The organism is Georgenia deserti (genome assembly GCF_042680605.1).
Taxonomy (GTDB): domain Bacteria; phylum Actinomycetota; class Actinomycetes; order Actinomycetales; family Actinomycetaceae; genus Allobogoriella; species Allobogoriella deserti.
On the sequence record NZ_JBHUEE010000006.1, the window covers coordinates 113,523 to 135,917 of the forward strand.

Sequence of the window (22,395 nt, forward strand, 5' to 3'; positions counted from 1 at the left end):
GCTCCTGATCCACGGGGACCGGGCATTCCAGCATCTGCTGCGGTACACCGCTCCCGCGATCGTCTTCCGAGTTCCGGTGTTGAACTGCCGAGCAAGGTTTCGACGGGTCCGAGTGACCGCGACCGGGCCGCTCCTTCCGGCTTCACCACGGATCTCGAGCGACACTGCGAGCCGACGTGGGCCACCGCGATCGCCCGTTCACGACACCGGCTGTGCGCAGACGTCACCCGTGCCGATGAGCGGCACGGCGTGCTGACGGCCCGGGGCCCGGATCGCAAGCTCGGACGCACCTGACGTCTGCCGGCGCACGCCTGCGTACAGCGCCGTACCGACTCAGAAGGACGATCATGCGTGCCCGTTGTTCAGTTCTGACCGGCGTCGCCGCTCATCGCGTATCGACGCCAGCCCACCCCATATCCCTCGGTGACCGCAGTCCGGAGGTCGGACGATGGTGACCACCGATACGCAGTCTCGTGCCTCCGAGCAGAACCGTCCGGACCGACCGCCGTGGTTCGGCGACCTGCTACGACGCCTGCACTTCTACGCCGGCATCCTCGTCGGCCCCTTCATTCTCGTCGCCGCCCTGAGTGGCGCCGGCTACGCAATCACCACCACACTCGAACAACTCGTGTACGACCACGAGCTGCATGCGCCCGGCACGGGGACACCCCTCCCGCTTGCAGAGCAGGTTGCCACAGCCGAAGAGGTCGTCGGTGAGGACGGCGAACTCGTCGCAGTCCGGCCGGCGCCTGAACCGGGCGAGACCACCCGCGTGATGTTCACCGGCGAAGGCCTGGTCGAGAGCCAGACACGCGCCATCTTCATCGACCCGGTAACAGCCGAGGTGCGTGGTGACCTGCCCGTTTACGGCACGAGTGGAGCCCTGCCCTTACGCACGTGGGTGGATCAGTTCCACCGAAGCCTCGGGCTCGGCGACGTCGGCCGCCACTACAGCGAACTCGCCGCGAGCTGGGTGGGAATCGTCGCGGCCGTCGGAGTCGTGCTGTGGTTGCAGCGGTGGCGCACCACCCGGCATCGTCGCGAGCTGTTCATACCGGCCAGAACTCGGCGGGGCCACCGTGGGACGTTGTCCTGGCACACCTCGATCGGTATCTGGGTGGCTCTGGGTGCCCTGTTCCTCTCAGCCACCGGGATCACCTGGTCCCAGCATGCCGGCGCTCACGTCACTGACCTCAGAGCGGCCCTGAGTTGGCAGACTCCCGCTGTCTCCACCGAGCTCACGGCCGACGCCGATCCGTCCGCAGATCCGCACGCGGGTCATCACATGACAGAGCCGGGTGCTTCCCATGTCGATGCTGGGACGATCGACGACGTCCTGGCAGCCGGGCGGGAGGCGAACATCAACAGCGGGCACGTCGAGATCATGCCCCCGGCGGAAGCAGGCCAGGCCTGGACAGTCACCGAGATCCAACGGAGTTACCCCACCGAGGTCGACGCGGTCGCGGTCGACGGCGACACGCTCGAGGTCACGGATCGGGTGGACTTCTCCGAGTTCTCACTGCCCGCCAAGCTGGCGCGCTGGGGTGTCGACATCCACATGGGAACGATGTTCGGGCTACCCAATCAGATCCTGCTCATAGCGGTGGCCTTGGGAATCGCCACGATGGTCGTTCTCGGCTACCGCATGTGGTGGCAGCGGCGACCGACGCGCCCGCCGGGGACGTGGCGGCCCGGCCCGCCACCGGAGCCCGGTGCGCTCGTGCGGGCGCCGTGGTGGGCGATCTGCCTCGTGGTCGCCTGCGGCGTCGCCGTCGGTGTGTTCCTTCCGCTGTTCGGCCTGAGCCTGGTGGCGTTCGCCGTCGTCGACACCTTGGTCACCTTCCGACGGCGGACGCGAGGCTCCTAGGCGACGGACGGTCGAGCGGATTTGCCGGCACGGCAACGTCGGTTGCGGCAGGAGACCGGGGCGGGTGAGGTAGCTGTATGAGTACACACCGGCACCGGGAAGCACCGGCCTCGCCCCCGACGGCAAGCTCGCCCCCGACGGCAAGGCCGCGCGAGGAGGACTGGCCCGACGTCGCCGCCGCTGATTTCTGGGAGGAGCGCTACGCGGGCTCCGACCAGGTCTGGTCGGGCCGGGCCAACCGGACCGTCACAGACGTGGCCGCGGGTCTGACTCCAGGACGCGCGCTCGATCTGGGTTGCGGCGAGGGCGCCGATGTCATCTGGCTCGCGCGGCACGGCTGGGACGCGACCGGCGTCGACATCTCGCCCACGGCGGTCCGGCGTGCCACGGCGGCGGCCGAGACGCTCGGCCTTGCTGCCGAGGTCATCCGGTTCCACGCCGCCGACCTGTCCTCGTGGACCGCCGGCCGGCAGTACGACCTCGTCACCGCGAGCTTCCTGCACTCGCCGGTCCAGCTGCCACGCGAGGCGATCCTGCGCCGAGCCGCCGAGTTCGTCGCTCCCGGCGGTCACCTGCTCGTCGTCGCCCACGCGGCCCCGCCGCCGTGGTCGACGCACGCGCACGAGCACGAGGGTGGGCCGGCCCACCAGTTCCCGACGCCGCAGGAGGAACTGGACGTCCTCGCGCTCGATCCCACTGACTGGTCGACCGCCGTCGCGGAGATCCGCAGCCGCACCGCGGCGGATCCGGACGGTCATGAGGCGGTGTTGGAGGACAGCGTCCTACTCCTTCGACGCCGTTGACCTCTGGCGACGGGAGCCTGCGGCACGCCGATGCCGGCGTATCACCTCGCGGCGGTGAAGTCCTGGGTGCCGATCACCTGCAGTAGGGCGAGCTTCTCGGCGGCGTCGGTGCCCTCGACGGGGAAGAACGCGAGCATCTGCACATCCTCTTCTGGGGTGCGCAGCACCTCACACCGCAGGCAGATCAACCCGAGTTCGGGGTGCTGGATGTCCTTCCGGTCCTCGCGCCGTACGGCGACCTCGTGACGGTCCCACAACTCACGGAACTCCACGCTCGCGGCCAGCAGATCCCGGACCAGGGCGGCCACATCCTCGTCGGCCCCGCGGCGGGCGTAGGTGGCCCGCAGGTCGCTCACGTGCGCGGCGGACAGCCGGGCCCAGTCCTCACGCGGGAATAGCCGGGTGGTCGGCGGGTCGGTGAACCAGCGCCAGATGAGGTTCTGCGCACGGTTCTCCCGGGTCTCGCCGAGGCCCGAGAGGGTCTCGAACAGTGTGTTCGACCACAGGATCTCACCGAGGTCGCTGCAGATGCTGACCGGGATCTCGCCGAGACGTGTGGCGAGAGCGATGAGCCCGGGACGTACGTGCCCGCCGGCGATCCGGGGCGGTGGCGGAAACCCGGTGAGGTGGAAGAGGTGGTCGCGTTCGTCGAGGTCACACCGCAGAGCTCGGGCGATCGAGGCGACGACTGATTGCGACGGCGCGGAGCCGCGCGCCCGTTCGAGCCGTGTGTAGTGATCCGTGGAGACTCCGGCGAGTTGGGCGACTTCCTCACGGCGCAGCCCCGGGGTACGGCGCCGGGCCCCGGCCGGCAGACCGACGTCGGACGGGCGCAGCGTCTCGCGGCGGCGGCGCAGGAAGTCGGCCAGGCCGGCACGGTCGATCATGACGCCATCCTCCGCCCGGGCCCGCCCGATATCCAGGTCGAGCCAGTCCCTGGATAGGCCGTGCCTGGTGCGTGCGGGGCGCCGGGGCGACGCTCGAGGACATGGCTACTACCACGCACCACTCCGCCCCCGCCTTCCGCCGTCTGGGCCGCACGGGTCCGACCGTCAGTTCCCCCGGCCTTGGTTGCATGGGCCTGTCCGGCACCTACGGCCCGACGGACGACGACGAGAGCGTCCGCGTCGTTCACGCCTACCTCGACGGCGGTGGCACGTTGCTGGACACCGGTGACTTCTACGGCGTCGGCCACAACGAGCAGCTCATCGGTCGCGCGCTGGCCGGCCGCGACCGCGACGATGCCGTCCTGTCCGTGAAGTTCGGAGCTCGCCTGGACCCGGGTAGCCCGATGCCGAGCGGCTCCGACGGGCGACCGGCCGCAGTCCGCACCGCGCTGACCTACTCCCTCCGGCGGCTCGGTACCGACCACGTCGACATCTACCGCCTCGCCCGCCTCGACCCCGACGTGCCCATCGAGGAGACGGTTGGCGCCATGGCCGAACTGGTCGAGCAGGGCCACATCCGGCACATCGGCCTCAGCGAGGTCAGCGCCGAGACCATCCGCCGGGCCGCCGCCGTCGCACCGATCAGCGACGTCCAGCTCGAGTACTCCCTGCTGACCCGGGACATCGAGCGCGAGATCCTGCCCACCTGCCGCGAGCTCGGCATCTCCGTCACCGCCTACGGCGTGCTGGCCAAGGGACTCATCGGCGGAACGTCCGACCTCGGACCCCGGGCGATCTTCCCCCGACTCCAGGGGGCGAACCTCGAGCACAACACCGCACTCATCGAGCCGCTGCAGGAGATCGCCGAGGCCAAGGGCGGCACCCTCGCCCAACTCGCGATCGCGTGGGTCGCGGCGCGGGGCGAGGACATCGTGCCGGTTGTCGGGGCGCGGCGCGTGCCGCAGGTCGAGTCCATGCTCGGCAGCAACGCGCTGATCCTCGGCGCCGACGATCTCGCCCGCATCGACGAGCTGGTCCCGGCGGGGGCCGCACGCGGGACGCGTTACCCCGAGTTCGCGATGGCGGACCTGGACAGCGAACGCTGACCAGACTGACCCGACTGGCCTGGCCGGGTCAGCCGGGTCAGGTCGTCCGACTCCATCGCCGCCAGCAGCTCGGGCCCGCGGCGCTCCAGGTACCGTCGCGTCAGCGGCGCCAGCCCGAGCAGCGCCGCCAGGCCGATGGCTGCGCCGAGAACCACAGGGACCGGCCAGAGTGAGCCGGCGCCGACCAGCTGAGTGAGGACGACCGGCACCACTGCGACGGCGATCACGGCGGCGAAGATCGTCCACTGGCCACCGGCCGGGTTCCCGGCGTGGCTGGACGGGGACACCCGCTCGCGGGCGTCAGCACCGATGGCCGGCATCATGGCGCCGAACAGCGGGGCGCACGCGCACGCAGCCCCCGTCGCTGCCAGCGTCATCCCGAGCGCAACCGCCCACAGGGGCGAACCGCTGACCAGGCACAGCAGGACAGTCAACGCGAGGACCGGTAGGCCGAACAGCTGCAACCAGGCGAGGTACCTGCCGCGGACATCGGCGCGGACGGCTCCGGGAACGGTCAGCAGCTGCCACAGCGCGGTGCCGTCCAGGGCGTAGGTGTTGACCGCGACCATCGCCCCCAGCACCGCCGCCATGACGCCGATGAACGGCAGCGCCCAGTCCCAGGTGGTCGGCGCGACCAGGGCGATCATGAGCAGCGGGGTGAGCCAGGCGTGACCCAGGCCGAGTTTGCGGTGCGGGTCCCGGAACCACGTGGTGAGTTCCCGGCTTGTGACCGCCCGAACGGGGCCGCCGCCGGGGGACCGGGAGAACCCGGCGCGCTTCGCCGTGACGTTGCTCTGCGCCCGGGCGGGTGGCCGGCGCAGCGTGTACGCGGTGAGGGCGATCCACAGCATCCGAAGCCCGGTCCCGACGGCGAACAGGCCCACGACCGGCAATAGGACGGCGAGGAGCGAGGCCGACGACGTCACCGCCTCGAGGGCGGCCAGGCTCCAGCCGGTCGGCAGCACCAGCAGCACCCGCTCAACGGCCACGGGCACCGCACCGCCGACCGCCGGAGTGACGATCTCGGCGCTGCCCTCGCCCATGTCCGGCAGCACGAGCGCCACGATCGGCACCCAGCCGGCGAAGGAGATCGCCAGCAGCACGGACATCTGCAACGCCGTCAGCCACATCCCGACGCTCGTGCGGAGCATGCGAGCGACGGCGGCGCTCGCGCACCGGCCGAGCCACAGCAAGAAGTGCAGCTGCGCCAGCGCTGCCACGACGGCGACGACGACGGCGCCCGCCCCGTGCGGTGCGGCGAGCACGACGAGCCCGGCAAGCGCGACGGCCGTGACGACGGTCCCCACGCTGATCGCCTCGCTCGGCGCCATCTCGCGGGTGATCACGGCCGGCCGCCGTGGCAGGGTGCGGAACCACTGCGGATCCAGGACCGGTGCGGAACCGGGCAACAGCACCGGACCGAGCAGCCACATGAGGCCGAACGCGGAGACCGCCGCGGTCATCCAGCTCGGGTGCACCGTCCCGTCCCGGCCGAGCACGGCGAGGACGACGACGCCGGCCGCCGCCAGCAGTCCGGTGACCAACCCGAAGCCGCGCTCGTCGTTCGGCCCGTGCCGGATGATCCGCCATCGCAGTGCGGCGAACGCCGCGCGCATCCTCATTGCAGCCACGAGATCGGCCGCTGCGGCGCCGCGCCGACGAGGTCGACGAACGTGTCGTTCAACGTTCCGCCGGCGCGCACGTCGTCGATCGTGCCCTCGGTGAGGATCTTCCCGTCCTTGATGAGCGCCACGCGCTCGCAGGTGCGCTCGACGACGTCCATGATGTGGCTCGAGAGCAGGACGGTCCCGCCGCCGCGGACGTATTGGCTCAGCAGCCCCTCGATGGCACGGGCGGAGACCGGGTCGATGGCCTCGAACGGCTCGTCCAGGACCAGCACCCGCGGGCGGTGCAGCATGGCGACCGCCAGACCGATCTTCTTCCGCATGCCGGTGGAGTAGTCGACGATCAGCGTCGACGGCGCCCGGTCCAGCTCCAAGACCTCCAGCAGATCGGTCGCGCGTGAGCGCCACTCGCCCCCGATGCTGCGCAGTCGCGCGGTGTACTCCAGCAGCTCTGCACCGGTCAGCCGCTCGGGCAGCGACAACCCTTCCATCATGATGCCGAGCGCACCGAGCACGTCCTCGCGCTGGCCGGCGGCGTCGAACCCGGCGACCGTGACGGTGCCGGAGTCGGGAGTCAGCAGCCCGGCGATCATCGACAGCGTGGTGGACTTGCCCGCGCCGTTCGGCCCGACGATGCCGTAGAACATGCCGGCCGGGACGGTCAGGTCGATGGCGTCGACAGCAACGTGGTCGCCGAAGCGTTTGGTGAGCTGGGAGAGTTGGACGGCCGGGGTGCTGGACGCGCTCATGCGGACGTCGAACCGTCGGCGTCGGTGATCTCGCGGGTGGTGGGCCTTGCTGGAGCGGGGCTCCGGCGGGGATGGGGGCGCACGTATTCCTCCAGCGTCGTCCGCATCAGGAGTATCACGCCCCGGGCGAGGCCGTCGAGAGTCCGGCCCGCTCGAGCCGGCTCGCGTCAGGCCGCGGCGCGGTCGGCGGCAAGGCGGCGCCGCAACCCCACCTCCTGGATCGCCGGCGGCTGGTAGTCCTGGTCGAGCGTGCCGACGTCGGTTCCCGGCGGGACGATCTCGTCGATCCGGTCGAGGACGTCGTCCGGCAGCTCGACGTCTAGACCCTGGAGCAGGTCGTCGAGATGCGCCATGGTGCGTGGCCCCAGCAGGGCGCTGGTGATGCCCGGATGGGCGATGACGAAGGCCATGGCGAGGTGCGTCATCCGCAGCCCGGACTCCTCCGCGAGCGGGACGAGCTGCTCGACGGCGTCGAGTCGCCGTTCGTCGGTGAGGTGGCGGAAGACCTGGCCCCGTAGCAGGTCGTTCTCACCGCCCTTGCGGACGCGTCCGGTGAGCAGTCCCTGCCCGAACGGCCCCCAGGCCAGGGTGCCCATCCCGTACTGCTGCGCCAGCGGGAGGACGTCGCGCTCGCGGCCACGGTTGAGGATCGAGTACGGCGGCTGCTCGACCCGGAACCGCTGCAGCCCGGCCCGCTCGGCGACCCACTGTGCCTCGACGATGGTTGCCGGCGGCGTCGTCGACGAGCCGATCGCGCGGACCTTCCCGGCGCGGACGAGGTCCGTCAGGACCGAGAGCGTCTCCTCCAGGTCGGTGGCGGGATCCGGTCGCTGCAGCTGGTAGATGTCGATGTGGTCGGTGCCGAGTCGGCGCAGCGAGGCCTCGACGGCTCGGGTGATCCACCGACGCGAGGCTCCTTGCTGATTGGGGTCCTCGCCCATCGGCATGCCGACCTTCGTGGCCAGCACCACCTCGTCACGGCGGCCCTTGAGCGCCCGGCCGACGACCTCCTCCGCGTCGCCGTACCGGTCGGCGCAGTCGATGAGGTTGATGCCGGCGTCCAGTGCTCTGTTGATGATCCGGCCGGACTCGTCCGGGTCGTTACCCATCTGGCTGGCGAACATCAGGGTGCCGAGCGCGTACGGGCTCACGCGGATGCCGGTCTGGCCGAGGAGGCGGTACTTCATGGCGGGATCCTCACGGTGGGAGATGACATGCTAACCGGAACAACGTTCAGGAACTATACGGAACGCGGCTCCGGTTATCAACGGCTCCAGGCATACTGGACGGCATGACGACGGCGGAGCAGCGGACGGGCGAAGGCCGGCAGCGGCGGCGGCGCGTCGATGCCGAGCGGAATGTGCACGCCCTGCTCGAGTCCGCCAAGGCGGTGTTCGCCCGCTCCGGTGTCGACGCGCCGGCCCGTGAGATCACGGACGCGGCGGGTCTCGGCGTCGGCACGCTGTACCGGCACTTCCCGCGGCGTGCCGACCTCATCCTCGGCGTGCTGCAGCACGAGATCGACGCGTGCGCCGACGCCGCCCTGGCCATGCGCTCCGACGAGGCGCCGTACGCGGCGCTGCGCGCGTGGGTCGAGCAGTACGTCGAGCTGGTCGCCACCAAGCGGGGTCTCGCCGGTGCGTTGCACTCCGCGGATCCGGCGTTCGAAGGCCTGCACGACCGCGTCACCGAACGCCTCGAGCCGGCGGCCGCGGCGCTCCTGGCGGATGCGCACGCCGCGGGCGAGATCACCGGTGACGTCAGCGCTCGGGAGCTGCTGTACGCCGTCGGGTTGCTGTGTCAGCCCGTCCCCGCTGCCGACTTCGGCCTGGCCGAGAACCGTCGGATGGTCGAGGTGTTCGTGGGCGGGCTCCGGAGCGGCTGAGAGCTCGTACTCGCGTGCACGGCGCCGAGCCGGTGGGGTGAATCCCAGCCCGAACCCGCGCTTGCGGAGTGCTAGCATCGAGGCGTGCCGACGCTCTACATACGTCACGTCCCCGACGACGTCGCTGAGACGCTGAAGGAGCGCGCCGCGGCCGAGGGGAAGTCGTTGTCGGCCTACGTGGCCGCGGAGCTGGGTCGACTCGCCGCCCGTCCCACCAACGCCGAGGTCGTGGCCCGGCTACGACGGCGAGACCGCACCGAGGGGCCCAGCGCCGCAGAGATCGTCGACGTCCTGCGGGAGTCCCGGCGGTGATCGTCATCGACGCCTCGGCGATGGTCGAGGCGCTGATCGGCCGCGACGTCGACGGCGGGCTGCTCGAGGCGATGAGCGCGGAGGTCGCCGCCCCGCACCTGCTGGATGTCGAGGTCCTGTCGGTCCTGCGAGGGCTGGTTCTTGGCGGCAAGCTGCAGTCCGACGTCGCAGAGGCCGCACGTGCGGACCACTTCGAGCTGGCCGTCGACAGGTATGACACGGCCTCCGTGGCGGAACGGCTATGGGACCTGCGCCATCGCTACACCAGCTACGACGCGGCCTACCTCGCCCTGGCGGAGACCCTCGACGTCCCGCTGCACACGTGCGACACGAAGCTCGACAGCGGGGGGCACGACGTGACGGTGCGCGTCCACGCTCGTACGCACTGAGTCACCGGTCGGCCGTCAGTCCCGGCCGGTGACCGCCCGGCGGATCTGCTCGATAGGCACCTTCGGGGTGCGGTCGGCGGTGAGCAGGCCGTTGGTCTCCTGCATGGTGTCGGTGAGCTGGGTGTAGCAGGAGCCGGTGAGGAAGGAGCTGGCGCGGATCGCGTCGTACAGGGCGGTGATCCGGGCGATCCAGTCCTCGCCGTCGGCCGCCGTGGTGTACCCCCAGGCGTCCTCGCGGGCGGTGCCCGGCTGGTAGTTGACCCCACCGAACTCGGTGAGCATCACCGGCTGGCCGTGGTCGACGGCGTCGCCGACGAGGATTCGCCGGCCGGCCGGTCCGAACCCGACCATGAGTCGTGCCCGTGCGTCCTCGTCCGCGTAGGTCGTCGCCAGCACCGCGCCGTCGCCCTCGTAGTCGTGGACGGTGATGATGTCGGTGTTCTGCAACTCCCAACCGTCGTTGGAGACCACCGGTCGCGAGGGGTCGAGCGCGCGGGTGAGGTCGGTCAGTGCGCGGGAGTACGCCTGGTGCGCCGGGTCGTCGGCGACGTGCTGGATGCCCCAGGACTCGTTGAACGGCACCCAGGTGACGATGGAGGGGTGGGAGGCGTCGCGCTCGACGGCGTCCATCCATTCCCGGGTCAGTCGCTGGACGGCCGTCGCGGAGAACTCGTACGCCCCGGGCGTCTCGCCCCAGACGAGAATGCCGAGCCGGTCCGCCCAGTACAGGAACCGGGGATCCTCGACCTTCTGGTGGATCCGGCACGCGTTGAAGCCGAGTTCCTTGATGAGCTCGACCTCGCGCCGCAGCGCCTCGCGGGACGGAGCCGCGATGTGGCTCTCGGGCCAGTAGCCCTGATTGAGAACGGAACGCACGTGGTACGGGCGGCCGTTGAGCAGGAACGCGTCCCGGTCGGTCGCGGTGGTGCGCACACCGAGGTAGGAGCTGACGGCGTCGAGCGTGGCGCCTGCCGCGTCGGTCAGACGCACGGTCGTGTCCACCAGCCGCGGATGCTCGGGGGACCAGGTCAGCTCGTCCGCGGCTTGCCCGTTGCGCTGGCGGGCGATCGGCACGGTCAACTCCACCTCGGTCCTGGTGCGCGGAACCTCCACCTCGACCGTGCCGAAGTCCTCGTCGCGCTCGTCGAACCGCAGGTGCACGCCGATGCGGCTCCCGGCGGGCGCCGCGCCGCGCAGCCGGACGGTGAGGTCGACGGCGTGCGGTCCGGCGGGCAGCCACCTGAGATCGGCGATGCTCGCCTCCGGGACCGCCTCCAACCACACGGTCTGCCAGATGCCGGTGGTCCGCCGGTACCAGATCGCGTGGGCGCGCTCGTGCCAGTCCTGCTTCCCGCGCGGCTGGGTGAGGTCGTGCGGGTCGTCCTCGGCCCGCACCACCAGCGTGTGCTCGCTCTCCTGATCCAGCAGGTGGGTCACGTCGAACGTGAACGGGGTGTGCCCGCCCTCGTGCTCGCCGACGAACGCGCCGTCGATCCACACCGAGGCCCGGTAGTCGACCGCGCCGAAGTGCAGCAGAACCCTCGGCGAACGCTCGGACACCCCGGCCCCGGCCAGGTCCGCCCGGGTGATGCTCCGCTGGTACCAGACCACGGGGTGGAAGCCGGGCTCGTCGACGCCGGAGGCGACCGACTCCGGCGGGAACGGCACCCGGATCTCCCGGCTCGTGGGCAGCCCCGCGGCCCATCCCTCCGTGAGGCCGGTGTTGTCGTCGTCGTGCTGGAAGGCCCACACGCCGTCGAGGTCGGCCCAGGCGGCGCGCATGAGCTGGGGCCGCGGGTAGCTGCCGTCCTGCCGGCTGGCGAGCGGGAGGCCGCCGGGAGCGGGCGCGGTCTGGGCACGGGTCGCGTCGGAGGTCATACGGGCGAGCCTACCGATCATTCCAGCGCTGTAAAGCGGCGTCCGCGGCCGATACGGTAAGCCCGTGAAGAGGGTGACCCTGCAGGACGTCGCGGACCACGCCGGGGTGTCGATGAAGACCGTCTCCAACGTGGTGCGGAACTACCGGCACGTGAGCCCGGCGATGCGGGCGCGCGTGCAGGCCGCGATCGATGAACTCGGCTATCGACCCGACGTGCGGGGCCGTAACCTCGCCACCGGCCGGTCGGGGATGCTGGCGCTCGCGTTCCCGGACCTTCGGCGGCCCTACTTCGCCGAGCTGGCCCACACCTTCGCGCGGGTGAGCGTGGCCCGCGGGTACCGCCTGCTGCTCGAGGAGACCGGCGCCGACCCTGACGGCGAGCGCGCCGCGCTGCGCGACCGTGACGCCGGCCTGGTGGACGGCCTGATCGTCCACCCGCAGGCCTTGTCCGCCGCGGAGCTGAGCGAGCTGAGCCAGGACACGCCGGTGGTCTTCCTCGGCGAGGACGAGCAGCCGGCGGGCGCCGACCAGGTCGCCATCGACAACGTGGCCGCCGCCGACGACGCCGTCACCCATCTGGTCCGTGCCGGTCGGACCCGCATCGGGTTCCTCGGACACGAGACGGGCGCCCTGTCACGAACCTCGCAGCTGCGACTCGAGGGGTTCCGCCGGGGACTGGAACGGGCCGGCAGGCCCCTCGAAGAGACCCTGCTCATCGACCGCGACGAGGGAGACGCGGTCGGCGGTGAGCACGCACTCGCCGCCGCCCTCGACGGCGGTCTCGAGGTGGACGGGCTGGTCTGCCGCGACGACCTCGCCGCCGTCGGGGCGCTGCGGGCCCTGCGGCTGCGCGGGATCTCGGTACCGCAGGAGGTTGCCGTTGTCGGTTGGGACGACATCGAGCTCACGGCCAGTACAGTTCCCTCGCTGACCACGGTCGCGCCGGACGTGGATGCACTTGCCGAGCGTGCGCTCGACCTGTTGGTGGAGCGGATCGACGGCTCGGACGCGCCGGGTCGGAACGTGACCGTGCCGTACCAGCTCGTTGTCCGTGAGAGCGCGCCCGGGTAGTCAGCCCTTGGGCGCCGCCTCAGTTCGCCGTCGGCGCCGGCGGGTTCTGCCGGGTGATGCCGATGCTCGCCGCGACGACGCACGCCAGCGCCGCCCACTGCGCGAGGCCGAGATGCTCGGCGACGAAGAGGAAGCCGGCCAGCGCGGCGAATGCCGGCTCCAGGCTCATCAGGATCCCGAAGACGCCGGGCCGTAGTGACCGCAGGGCGACGAGCTCAGCGCTGTACGGGATCACCGAGCTCATCAGCGCCACCACGGCGCCGACGGCGAGCAGATGCAGCGAGGCGAGCTCGCCGGCGTGCCCGATCAGCTGTACCGGCGCGATCCCGACGGCGCCGACGAGCGAGGCGATGGCGAGTCCGTCGAGGCCGCGCCACCGTGCACCGGTGGACTTGCTGAGCAGGATGTAGCACGCCCACGCCGCTCCGGCCAGGAGGGCGAAGCCCACGCCGGGCGCCGTGATGTCGCCGGGCTCCAGCCCGAGCAGCAGGACTCCAACCGCGGCGAGTAGCACCCAGATCAGGTCCCGCGCTCGGCGCGAGCCGAGCAGGGCGACGGTCAGCGGGCCGATGAATTCGATGGTGACCGCGATGCCGATCGGGATGCGGGCGAAGGACTGGTAGATCGACCAGTTCATCAGCCCCAGGGCCGCGCCGAAGCCGAGGACCACGAGCCAGTCCTGCCGGCTGCGGCCTCGCAGGCGGGGCCGGGTGATCGCCAGCAGGATCAGCGTCGAGAAGGCCAGCCGGAGCCAGACCAGCGTGGTGGGGGAGGCCTCGTCGAAGAGCGTCTTGGCGATCCCGGCGCCGAACTGGACGGAGCAGATGCCGATCAGGACGAGCAGGACGGGGGCCCGGGCGGCCGACCGTGGCGACAGGCGAGGGATCACCGGGCCAGGCTATGTCGGCCGCGCGTCGACTTCGCCGTCGGCCTAGCCGGGCAGCAGGTCGAGGGTCGACAGCGCCGCCGCGAGAGCGGCCGCGACGGCGAGGACCGTGACGGGCACGATGACGATCGCCCGCTGACGTTGCCTGGTCCGGATGTCCGACGTGGCCATGGGTTTCTCCCGTTCCGTGGTGTCGAAGGCCGACGGCGCACCGGACGAACCGGCGCGGTAGCTGATGCAGGCGACCCTACGGAGCTCCTGATGGCGCCGTCGTCGGCCGCAGGGATGGTTGCGGTGCCGGTGCGGTCATTCCGTGGTCGGATATCGCCGCGGGTACCTTCCCTGCCGGTCACCCGGGGCGCGATGCTGAAGGCGGCCCGGGAGGACGCCGATGGATCACCACGGGAAGCCGGCCGCGAGTGCGGCACAGATGGACGCCGACGCGATCGTCGTCGGCAGCGGATTCGGCGGCGCCGTGGCCGCCGCGCGGCTCGCGCAGGCCGGGTTCTCGGTGCTCGTCCTGGAACGTGGTCGGCGGTGGCACGCCGGCACCTTCCCACGCGAGCCACGCCTCGAGGCCGGATGGCTTTGGCAGCTCGAGCAGGGCCTGTACGAGATCCGCTGGCTCGGCCGGATGGCCAGCGTCCACGGCGCAGGCTGGGGCGGTGGCTCGTTGGTGTACGCCAACGTCTTCGCGCGGCCGTACGACGCCGCACTGGATCCGCGTTGGCCCCGTCACCTCCGGCGGCACGCGCTCGACCCGTACTACGACCTCGCGGCGCACATGCTCGGTGTCGGCCCGGTGGCGGACGACCCCAGGACGGGCCGCCCACCGGCGCGGACCTCAATCATGGAGCATCTGGTCGACGACATGGGCATCGCTCCCGGGACGGTCCGCCCGAACGTCGCCGTGACGTTCGGCGAGACCGAACGGTGGCGACCGAACAGGCACGGCGCCGCGCGTCGCGGTTGCGCCTTCGTCGGTGAGTGCGTGCTCGGATGCAATCACGGCGCGAAGAACACCCTCGATGTGACCTACCTTCACGCCGCCGAGAAGGCCGGTGCCCGCGGCGTCACCGACACCGAGGTCCGGCGGATCGAGCAGGTCGAGGGCGGCTATCGCGTCATCGCCACGCGCCCGTCGGACCCGCGCTCACCGGATCGCGCATGGCAGGCCCCGCGACTGGTGCTGGCCGCGGGGGCCGTGGCCACCACGGAGCTACTGCTGCGCGCCCGCGACCTCGACCGGACCCTTCCTGACCTGTCACCTCGGCTGGGCGAGGGCTTCTCCGGGAACGGCGACTTCCTCACCCTCGGGGAGCTGCCCCAGCCGCCGGGCGACATGACCACAGGGCCCACCATCACCACCACGACGGTGCTCGACGTGCCCGAGGGCCGGACCACGGTCTGGTTCCAGGTCCAGGACGGCGCCTACCCGGTACCGCTGCGCGACCTGGCCGACGCCGTCCTCCCGGCACGTCGGTTGCGGGCCCTGGTCCGCAGGTGGCGCAAGACGGACCCGCGGCACGGGTTCGCCGTCCTCGCCATGGGCAAGGACTCTGCGGGCGGCCGCCTCCACCTCGGGCGCAACGGCCGCGCGAGGCTGCGCTGGCGCAACCGTTGGCAGGGCCACCTCTACCGGTCCCAGCGGCGCGTCGGTCCGCTCCTGGCCCGAGAGCTGCGTGCCCGCCTCTACAACCCGGTGACGTGGTCGGTGCTGCGCCGCACGGTCACCGTGCACCCGCTCGGTGGTGTCCCCGTCGGCCCGGACAAGGCGAGCGGTGTCGTGGACGAGGCCGGTGAGGTCCACGGCTACCCCGGCCTGTCCGTGATGGATGGATCGGTGCTGCCCGCGGCGACCGGTGTCAATCCCTCCGCCACGATCCTGGCGGTCGCGGAACGGTCGATCGAGACCGCCATCCGACGGTCGGGCCGGGAGCAGTGGCGGGCACCGGAGTGGGCCGAGGTGAAGCCAGTGCCGGTCCCGGAGGACGCCGCGTTCGCGTACCGGGCCGGCGTGCGAGCGGCGACGGCGGGTGACGGCGTCAGGTTCGACGAGCAGATGCGCTCGCGCCCGGGGCGGCGGCCGCACGTGACGATGTCGCTGCACGCGGACCTGCCGAGCCTGGACCGATTCCTCGCCGACCCGGACCACGCCATCGCCATGGACGGGCACATCGACATCGATGGGCTCGCCGTCGGCGCCGCGATCAGCGGCACACTCTCCCTCTTCCCGGACGGGCGCGCCGTGGCGATGCGCTACGACCTGCATTTCGAGGACGACGGCGGCCGGCCCTGGCACCTGAGCGGCGGCAAGAGTGTGCGGCGCCGGACGCCGGCTGGTCTGTTGACCGGCCTGACCCGCCTGCACACCGAGATTGGCCCGGACGACGGCGGCACAGGGGGAGGCCGCGTGCGGTTGGAGATCAGTGCCTCCGGCGTCGTCGGCCTGCTCCGCTCGATCCGGGGGGTGGGCTTCACCCGTCTCCGGCGGGTGCGGGCGGTGGTCCGGTTCGGTGCCTTCTTCGTGGCATCCGCACGACGGCGGCGTGAGGCGGCCTGACAGCTTTACCTTCCGGTTGGTAAAGTGCGTGGTATGGCCCCCACCACCCGCGAACGGATCCTGCACGCGGCGAAGGAACTTGCCGAGGAACATCGGTCCGTCACCGGCGTCACGATCTCGCTCGAGTCCGTCTCGGAGAGGTCGGGCCTGACCAAGCCCGGTCTGATGTACCACTTCGCCTCCAAGGAGGCGCTCATGGTCGGCCTCGTCGAGCAAGCGGCCGAAGAGTGGGACCGACGAATCCGCAACGCAGCCGGAGCCGACCCGGCCGACCTGTCCCCGTTCGACCGCCACCGCGGCTACGTCCGCACGGCGATGACCGCGGAACTCTCCCGCGCCGACTACTGGATCTTCGCCGATGCGCTCTACCAACCGAGCCTGGCGAGGCCCTGGCAGGAGCGGCTCGCGTCCTGGTTCGAGACCGATGGCGTAGGGCAGCAGGCGCGCGCCCTGCTCACCGCCGCCCGGTTCTGCGCCGATGGGGCCTGGGCCGCCGAGGCGACCGGTGTCTTCCCCGCTGAGGATCTGGCCGCCGTGTGCGAGCGCGCCCTGGGCCTGGTCGACGCCGCGGAGTTCGGGCAAGGCGAGGCGACCGCGTGAACCGCTGGGGCCTGCTCGCCGGCGCGATCCTCGCGGAGGTGGCAGGGACAATGGCGCTGCGTGCCAGCGTCGACCATGCCGGGTGGGCGCCCGTCGTCGTGGTGGGGTACGCCGCGGCCTATACCCTCCTCGGGCTCTCGCTGCGCAGCGGCCTGACGATCGGTGTCGCCTACGGCATCTGGGGCGCGTGCGGTGTGGCCCTGACCGCCGTGCTGGGCACGGTGCTCTTCGGCGAGGTCCTGAGTGGGGTGGCGATCCTCGGCCTCGGCCTCATCATCGTCGGCGTCGTCCTCATCGAGACCGGGGCACGCCACACCGAGCGCGCGGCGACGCAGGAGGTGAGGTCATGAGTTGGGTGTGGCTGGCCGTCGCGATCGCCGCCGAGATCCTCGCCACGCTGAGCCTGCGAGCCTCGGACGGGCTCCGCCGTCGCCGTTGGCTGATCCCCGTCGTGGCCGGGTATGCCGTGGCATTCGTCTGTCTCGCCCGTGCGCTCGCAGCTGGCATGGCCGTCGGCGTGGCCTACGGGATCTGGACGGCCGTCGGCATCGCCCTGGTGGCGCTGTTCGCGAGGGCGATCTGGAACGAGCCGCTGACCCGGCGGATGATCGCGGGCATCGCCGTGATCACGCTCGGCGTCGTCCTGGTCGAGGTGGGATAGCGGCAGGCGGCCCCGGGTGGACGCGGCGGCCAAGCGTGCCGGGCCGGACAAGGCGACGGGTTCGTGAGTCGCATCCTGTTCGAGGTGCTGCTTCCCCTCGCGACCCGCGCCGTCCGCCCATGCTCGAGGCGCGCGTCGGATCTGACCGGTCGCCACGCGGTCACCGGGTCGATCTGGCCGGCTCCGGTGTAATCTGCCGCGGCCGGACCACCAAGACCACGACGACGTTGGCGAGGACCATGCCGCCGGCGATGACCAGGGCCATCGCCGTTGCCCCGGTGCCCAGGATGCCGACCAGCGGCGCGGTCAGGGCCCCGACACCGAACTGGACCGCTCCGAGCAGCGCCGCGGCGGTGCCGGCGGCCTCGCCATGCCGCGACAGCGCCAGCGCGGGGGCGTTCGGCAGGGCCAGGCCCGCGGAGGCCAGCACCAGCCACAGTGGGATCAGGAGGCCGAACATCCCGGCGGTCTCGGTGGCGGCGAGCAGGAGGAGGACCAATCCGGCGACGGCACCGGCGGCCAGGGCACCGGTGAGGATCTGGGCCGGCGCGAAGCGCCGTAACAGGCGGACGTTGAACTGTGTGGCCGCGATCAGGCCGATCGCCCCCGCGCCGAAGACGAACCCGTACTCCTGCTCGCTCAACCCGTACTGCTCCTGGAACACGAACGAGGACCCGGAGACGTAGGCGAACATCGCCGCCATCGCCAGGCCGGCGACGAGGATCAGCCCGACGTAGGTCCGGTCTGTCAGGAGCCGACCGTAGACTCGGATGGTCCCGAGCGTGCCGCCGCTGCGGCGGGCAGATTTCGGCAGCGACTCCGGCAGGGCGAGCGCGGTGATGGTCAGGATCGCGACGCCGAGGACGGCGAGGACGACGAAGACGCCGCGCCACGAGGTCACGCCGAGGACGACTCCGCCCAGCGTCGGCGCGAGCACGGGTGCGGCACCCATGACGAGCATGAGCCGGGAGAGTGTCTTGGCCGCCGCCAGTCCGGTGAACAGATCGCGGACCACGGCCATGGCGACCACCGTTGCGGCGGCGGCGCCCAGACCCTGCAGCACGCGCAGCACGCCGAGTGTCGCGAGGTTCGGTGCGACGGCGCAGGCGAGTGAGGCCAGGACGTGCACGCAGACTCCGGCGAGCAACGGCGGGCGGCGGCCGACGGCGTCCGAGACCGGCCCGACGAGCAACTGGCCCAACGCCAGGCCGACCAGCGTCCCGGTCAGCGTGAGCTGGGCCGAGGCAGCCGTGGTCATCAGATCGTCGGTGATGGTCGGCAGCGCCGGCAGATACATGTCCACCGTCAGCGGGCCGATCGCGATGAGCACACCGAGAGTGAGGACGAGCCGCAGCCGCTCGCCGGACGTCATGCGTTCCCCGGGTGTGAGCGCCGGCCGCTCCGGGTCGTCATAATCTGGAGCTGGCCGGGCCGGCGCCTCCTGCTGCATCGGCGACGTCGTCACACGATCCTCATCCCCGTGCGTCATTCGCACGACTCCCTTCGCTCGACCGATGCCCGACGTCGCCAGCGTCCGGAAGCGTGCCGGAATTCCCGGCCCACTGCCGGCGGGTGCGCAGCCTCCTGCGCCGTCCCGACGCTGCGTCTCACACGTTCACGCCCGCAGGATCACCAACTGCTGAGTCGCTCGCGTCATGGCGACGTACTGGTCGACCGCGCCGGTGACACCGGCACCGAAGGACGCCGGCTCGATAAGGATCACGAGGTCGAACTCGAGTCCTTTGACCATGGCCGGACTCAACGAGCGCACCCGGTCGGTCGCGACGAACGTCGGGTCGCCGACGACGCAGGCCGTGCCGGCGGCATGCTCGGACAGCCACTCTTCGAGGATCGTCCCGAGCTCGTCCGAAGATCCGTACCTGACGGGCAGGCCGGTGCTCCGCACGGAGCTCGGCACGTTCGCGTCCGCGACGGCTGTGCGGATCACCGGTTCCGCCGCCGTCATGACCTCCTCAGGTGTGCGGTAGTTGACGCTCAGCGACGAGACGCGGACCTGGCCGAATCCGATGCGGGTCAGCCGCTCGGTCCACGGCTCGCCGAATCCGTGCCGGGCCTGCGCCCGGTCGCCGACGATGGTGAAACTGCGGGACGGGCAGCGCGCCAGCAGCATCTGCCACTCGGCGTCGGTCAGCTCCTGGGCCTCGTCGACGACGATGTGCGCGAACGGGCCGGCGAGCAGGTCTCGGGCCGTCCGCGGCAGCGCCGCCTCCTCGGTCAGTGCCTGCTGCATATCCGTGCCACGTAGCATCCGCATGAGCAGCAGATCGCTGTCGTCGGCATGGACGAGATCCTCGATGACGTCGGCCCGGCGTTGCCGTTCGAGTGTCGCTGCCGCCTCCTCACTGCGCCGGCGTCCCTGCGGGGTCCGATCGCCGAGGCGTCGGCGGGCGGCGTCCAGCAGGGGAAGGTCCGCGTCGGTCCAAGCTCGTGGGTCCGGACGGCGCAGCAGTCGGCGCTCGTCGCTGCTCAACCACGGTGCACACAGGCGCAGATAGGCGGGCACCTCCCACAGATCCGCCACGAGATCGCTCGCTTCCAGCATGGGCCACGCACGGTTCAGGGCCTCGGCCAGCTCCCGGTTCCGCCGCACCGAGGCGCTGACCTGCTCGACCGGGACCTCGGCCTCGTGACGTTCGGCGACGACGGCGACCACCTCGTCCCAGATCGTCTCGCGCGCCTCGTTGTGGGGTGTCCCCGGCTCGGGAGCCTCGAAGGCCCGCGCCCAGTCGTCCGCGTCGAACCAGACGTCCTCCCACGGTGTCTCGACCACGAGGCCGTCGGTCGGCGGCTCCCCGTAGATCGCGACCGCGGAATCGATGGCAGACACCATGTCCGCGGTCGACTTCAACCGCGCCACCGTGGGGTCCGCCTCGTGCCGGGCCTCGGCTCCCTCCGGGACGAGGTCGCGCAGCGTGCACGCCTGGACTCCCTCCTCGCCCAGGCTGGGTAGGACGTCCGCGATGTAGTTCAGGTACGGCCGGTGCGGGCCGACGAACAGCACCCCGCCGCGCCGGTGCCCGAGCTGGGGATCGGAGTAGACGAGGTAAGCGGCACGGTGCAGCGCGACGACGGTCTTGCCCGTCCCGGGTCCACCGTCGACCACGAGCGCACCGCCGGAGCCGGCGCGGATGATCGCGTCCTGGTCCGCCTGGATCGTGCCGAGCACGTCGCGCATTCGCGGTGACCGGCTGCTGCCGAGGCTGGCGATGAACGCCGACTGGTCGTCGAGCGCCGCGTGTGCGTCGAGTTCGTCGGGTGTGAACACCTCGTCCCAGTAGTCAGTGATCCGCCCACGGGACCAGCGGTACCGCCGTCTGCTCGCCAGACCCATGGGCTCGCCGTGCGTGGCGGCGAAGAACGGCTCCGCCGCCGGTGAGCGCCAGTCGACAAGGAGTCGACGGCCGGTAGCGTCGGTCAGTCCGAGCCGGCCGACGTAGACCGGGTCCGCGCCGCCGTCCGGCACCATGCGTCCTAGGCACAGGTCGAGCCCGAAGCGCCGCAGCGTGCGTAGCCGGGCGCTCATCCGGTGGATCTGCTGGTCGCGCTCGAGTGCGGCCGTCCCCGACCGCCCGGGTGATCTGCGTGCGGCCGCCAGACGGTCGGACGTCTCGACGATCGACTCCTCGAGCGTGCGGGCGATCGCCGAGAAGTGCCGCTCGTCGTCGGCGATGAGGGTCGGGTCCGCCTTGGCGGCGAGACGGGCCGGCAGGTCAAAGGCGCTCGTGGTGGCAGCGGTCACGGTCAGCTCCCGTGGCAGGCGGCGGGTGGACCGGCGATTCTGCGGCACCACGGGGGTCTTGCGGCAAGACCCCCCATGAGCTATAGCTTGAAACTGGCGGGGTACGGCGCCCTCACCCCTGGGCAGTGAGCGCGAGTGGTTGCCGCGGTCGCGCGGCCCCGGCGGCGAACGCCGCCACCACCAGCAGTGCGACGACGACGAGCATCGCCAGGCGCAGCCCGAGATGCTCGCCCACGAAACCGAGCAGGGGCGGCCCGACGAGGAAGGCCAGGTAGCCACTGGTCGCTACGGCACTGACGCGCTCCGAGGCCCGGTCGGGGTCGTCGCCGGCCGCGGAGATCGCCACCGGGAACCCCAATGAGGCACCGAGACCCCACAGGACGACGGCGACGCCCGCGGCCACGGCCGACGGCACGAAGACGACGACCGCGATGCCCGCCACCGCCAGGACGGCGCTCGCCCGCAGCACCGGCGCCCGACCGAGCCGCTCGACGACCGGGCCACCGGTGAACCGTCCGAGTGTCATCGCCGCCGCGAACCCGGCGTAGACCAGGGATCCGCTCGTCGCCGAGACGCCGTGCCCGTCCACCATGAGCAGGGGGAGCCAGTCGTTCGCGGCCCCCTCGGCGAAGGCCATGGCGAGGACGACGGCGCCGATGAGGAGCAGCCGTGAGTCGCGCCAGACGCTCGTGCGTGTCCCGGCCGCCTCCGGCACCGACCCGGCCGTCGCGTCGTCGGTGGCCGGGCGGACCGCACGTCCCGTGCCGGTGGGCAGTCCCGGTAGCGCCCAGGCCGCCAGGGCGGCCATCACGGCCGCCGCGGCGAGCAGGTGCCACGCCGGCGGGAACGCGATTCCGGTCAGCCCGATGCCGACCAGTGCCCCGATCACGGTGCCGAGACTGAAGCAGCCGTGCAGCACCGGAAGGACCTGTCGCCCGGTCTGTCGTTCCACCGCGGCACCTTCGATGTTGAGCCCGATCTCGCCGAGCCCGCCCCCGATGCCGAACGCGAGCAGGCCGGCGAAGACGCCGGGAGCGGACGAGGCCGCGCTCGCGATCCCGACCGACGCCGTGCCCACGAGGATGGCGATCGTGCCTGCGACGACGACCGGCCGTGCGCCCCAGCGCCGAACCAGCGGACCAGCGGAGAGGACGCCCGTCATCGAACCCACGGACAGGCCGAAGAGCACCAGGCCCATCTCGGCGGTGGAGGCGCCGACCGCGTCACGTACCGCCGGGGTGCGCGTCACCCAGGAGGACAGGCCGATGCCGACGAGCAGCGTGAGGGCGAACAGCGAGAGGCGACGGCGTCGCAGGTCGGTCACCGCGCCATCTTAGCCTCGATGTGTACGA

21 protein-coding genes are annotated in these 22,395 nt (G+C 71.6%); 11 read left to right on the forward strand and 10 right to left on the reverse strand.

Features of this window, described 5'->3' with window-relative positions; all coding sequences use genetic code 11:
- Positions 1 to 448: 448 nt before the first annotated feature.
- Positions 449 to 1,867 carry a PepSY-associated TM helix domain-containing protein gene (locus ACFSE6_RS12160; protein WP_388007182.1) on the forward strand — a complete coding sequence of 473 codons (1,419 nt, stop codon included), beginning with the start codon at positions 449 to 451 and terminating at the stop codon, positions 1,865 to 1,867.
- A gap of 77 nt (positions 1,868 to 1,944) precedes the next feature.
- Positions 1,945 to 2,670 (forward strand): class I SAM-dependent methyltransferase, encoded by a 726-nt coding sequence (locus tag ACFSE6_RS12165; protein ID WP_388007185.1) that lies wholly within the window; start codon positions 1,945 to 1,947, stop codon positions 2,668 to 2,670.
- 41 nt (positions 2,671 to 2,711) lie between these two features.
- On the opposite strand, the gene ACFSE6_RS12170 is transcribed toward ACFSE6_RS12165, so the two are convergent.
- A complete protein-coding gene (locus tag ACFSE6_RS12170; RefSeq protein WP_388007188.1) occupies positions 2,712 to 3,557 on the reverse strand; it encodes a helix-turn-helix transcriptional regulator in 846 nt (281 codons plus the stop codon).
- Positions 3,558 to 3,658: 101 nt separating this feature from the next.
- Between ACFSE6_RS12170 and ACFSE6_RS12175 the strand changes: the two genes are divergently transcribed.
- Positions 3,659 to 4,663 (forward strand): aldo/keto reductase, encoded by a 1,005-nt coding sequence (locus tag ACFSE6_RS12175; protein WP_388007191.1) that lies wholly within the window; start codon positions 3,659 to 3,661, stop codon positions 4,661 to 4,663.
- Here the strand turns inward: ACFSE6_RS12175 and ACFSE6_RS12180 are convergent.
- The 3 genes from ACFSE6_RS12180 to ACFSE6_RS12190 all read right to left on the reverse strand — a co-directional run bounded on the left by ACFSE6_RS12180 (position 4,621) and on the right by ACFSE6_RS12190 (position 8,224).
- Positions 4,621 to 6,285, reverse strand: a complete 1,665-nt coding sequence (locus tag ACFSE6_RS12180; protein WP_388007194.1) for a hypothetical protein — start codon at positions 6,283 to 6,285, stop codon at positions 4,621 to 4,623. The two genes, ACFSE6_RS12175 and ACFSE6_RS12180, sit on opposite strands and share 43 nt — an antisense overlap.
- Positions 6,282 to 7,037, reverse strand: coding sequence for an ABC transporter ATP-binding protein (locus tag ACFSE6_RS12185; protein WP_388007197.1), 756 nt, complete (start codon positions 7,035 to 7,037; stop codon positions 6,282 to 6,284). Before ACFSE6_RS12185 ends, ACFSE6_RS12180 begins: the two co-directional genes overlap by 4 nt.
- Positions 7,038 to 7,204: 167 nt before the next feature.
- Positions 7,205 to 8,224, reverse strand: coding sequence for an aldo/keto reductase (locus tag ACFSE6_RS12190; RefSeq protein WP_388007200.1), 1,020 nt, complete (start codon positions 8,222 to 8,224; stop codon positions 7,205 to 7,207).
- A 104-nt stretch (positions 8,225 to 8,328) separates the two neighbouring features.
- Here ACFSE6_RS12190 and ACFSE6_RS12195 point away from each other — a divergent pair, with 104 nt between their 5' ends.
- From ACFSE6_RS12195 to ACFSE6_RS12205, 3 genes are all read left to right on the forward strand, one after another.
- Positions 8,329 to 8,922, forward strand: coding sequence for a TetR/AcrR family transcriptional regulator (locus tag ACFSE6_RS12195; RefSeq protein WP_388007203.1), 594 nt, complete (start codon positions 8,329 to 8,331; stop codon positions 8,920 to 8,922).
- A gap of 84 nt (positions 8,923 to 9,006) precedes the next feature.
- A complete protein-coding gene (locus ACFSE6_RS12200) occupies positions 9,007 to 9,234 on the forward strand; it encodes a FitA-like ribbon-helix-helix domain-containing protein (RefSeq protein ID WP_388007206.1) in 228 nt (75 codons plus the stop codon).
- Positions 9,231 to 9,623, forward strand: coding sequence for a type II toxin-antitoxin system VapC family toxin (locus ACFSE6_RS12205; RefSeq protein ID WP_388007209.1), 393 nt, complete (start codon positions 9,231 to 9,233; stop codon positions 9,621 to 9,623). Before ACFSE6_RS12200 ends, ACFSE6_RS12205 begins: the two co-directional genes overlap by 4 nt.
- 15 nt (positions 9,624 to 9,638) lie before the next feature.
- Here the strand turns inward: ACFSE6_RS12205 and ACFSE6_RS12210 are convergent, their stop codons facing one another.
- On the reverse strand, positions 9,639 to 11,501 hold the full coding sequence (locus tag ACFSE6_RS12210; protein WP_388007212.1) for a glycoside hydrolase family 2 protein: 1,863 nt from the start codon (positions 11,499 to 11,501) through the stop codon (positions 9,639 to 9,641).
- A gap of 64 nt (positions 11,502 to 11,565) precedes the next feature.
- On the opposite strand from ACFSE6_RS12210, the gene ACFSE6_RS12215 reads away from it, so the two are divergent.
- The gene (locus ACFSE6_RS12215; RefSeq protein ID WP_388007215.1) at positions 11,566 to 12,573 is read left to right on the forward strand and encodes a LacI family DNA-binding transcriptional regulator; all 1,008 of its coding nucleotides are present in this window, start codon (positions 11,566 to 11,568) and stop codon (positions 12,571 to 12,573) included.
- A gap of 19 nt (positions 12,574 to 12,592) precedes the next feature.
- Here the strand turns inward: ACFSE6_RS12215 and ACFSE6_RS12220 are convergent, their stop codons facing one another.
- Together ACFSE6_RS12220 and ACFSE6_RS12225 are read right to left on the reverse strand one after the other, a co-directional pair.
- Positions 12,593 to 13,462, reverse strand: a complete 870-nt coding sequence (locus tag ACFSE6_RS12220) for an EamA family transporter (protein WP_388007218.1) — start codon at positions 13,460 to 13,462, stop codon at positions 12,593 to 12,595.
- Between the two features lie 42 nt (positions 13,463 to 13,504).
- On the reverse strand, positions 13,505 to 13,630 hold the full coding sequence (locus ACFSE6_RS12225) for a hypothetical protein (RefSeq protein ID WP_388007221.1): 126 nt from the start codon (positions 13,628 to 13,630) through the stop codon (positions 13,505 to 13,507).
- A gap of 220 nt (positions 13,631 to 13,850) precedes the next feature.
- Here ACFSE6_RS12225 and ACFSE6_RS12230 point away from each other — a divergent pair, with 220 nt between their 5' ends.
- Genes ACFSE6_RS12230 through ACFSE6_RS12245 form a run of 4 tightly spaced genes read left to right on the forward strand, consistent with a single transcriptional unit; the run spans position 13,851 to position 17,283 of the window.
- Positions 13,851 to 16,022 (forward strand): FAD-dependent oxidoreductase, encoded by a 2,172-nt coding sequence (locus tag ACFSE6_RS12230; RefSeq protein ID WP_388007224.1) that lies wholly within the window; start codon positions 13,851 to 13,853, stop codon positions 16,020 to 16,022.
- 33 nt (positions 16,023 to 16,055) lie between these two features.
- Complete coding sequence (locus tag ACFSE6_RS12235) at positions 16,056 to 16,622, forward strand: TetR/AcrR family transcriptional regulator (RefSeq protein ID WP_388007227.1); 567 nt, start codon at positions 16,056 to 16,058, stop codon at positions 16,620 to 16,622.
- Positions 16,619 to 16,972 (forward strand): DMT family transporter, encoded by a 354-nt coding sequence (locus ACFSE6_RS12240; RefSeq protein WP_388007230.1) that lies wholly within the window; start codon positions 16,619 to 16,621, stop codon positions 16,970 to 16,972. The genes ACFSE6_RS12235 and ACFSE6_RS12240 overlap by 4 nt, the downstream gene beginning before the upstream one ends.
- Positions 16,969 to 17,283, forward strand: coding sequence for a DMT family transporter (locus ACFSE6_RS12245; RefSeq protein ID WP_388007233.1), 315 nt, complete (start codon positions 16,969 to 16,971; stop codon positions 17,281 to 17,283). Before ACFSE6_RS12240 ends, ACFSE6_RS12245 begins: the two co-directional genes overlap by 4 nt.
- A 160-nt stretch (positions 17,284 to 17,443) precedes the next feature.
- On the opposite strand, the gene ACFSE6_RS12250 is transcribed toward ACFSE6_RS12245, so the two are convergent.
- From ACFSE6_RS12250 to ACFSE6_RS12260, 3 genes are all read right to left on the reverse strand, one after another.
- Positions 17,444 to 18,772 carry a multidrug effflux MFS transporter gene (locus ACFSE6_RS12250; protein WP_388007236.1) on the reverse strand — a complete coding sequence of 443 codons (1,329 nt, stop codon included), beginning with the start codon at positions 18,770 to 18,772 and terminating at the stop codon, positions 17,444 to 17,446.
- A gap of 126 nt (positions 18,773 to 18,898) precedes the next feature.
- On the reverse strand, positions 18,899 to 21,043 hold the full coding sequence (helR, locus tag ACFSE6_RS12255) for an RNA polymerase recycling motor ATPase HelR (protein ID WP_388007239.1): 2,145 nt from the start codon (positions 21,041 to 21,043) through the stop codon (positions 18,899 to 18,901).
- Positions 21,044 to 21,155: 112 nt separating this feature from the next.
- Positions 21,156 to 22,367, reverse strand: a complete 1,212-nt coding sequence (locus ACFSE6_RS12260; RefSeq protein ID WP_388007242.1) for an MFS transporter — start codon at positions 22,365 to 22,367, stop codon at positions 21,156 to 21,158.
- Positions 22,368 to 22,395: the final 28 nt, after the last annotated feature.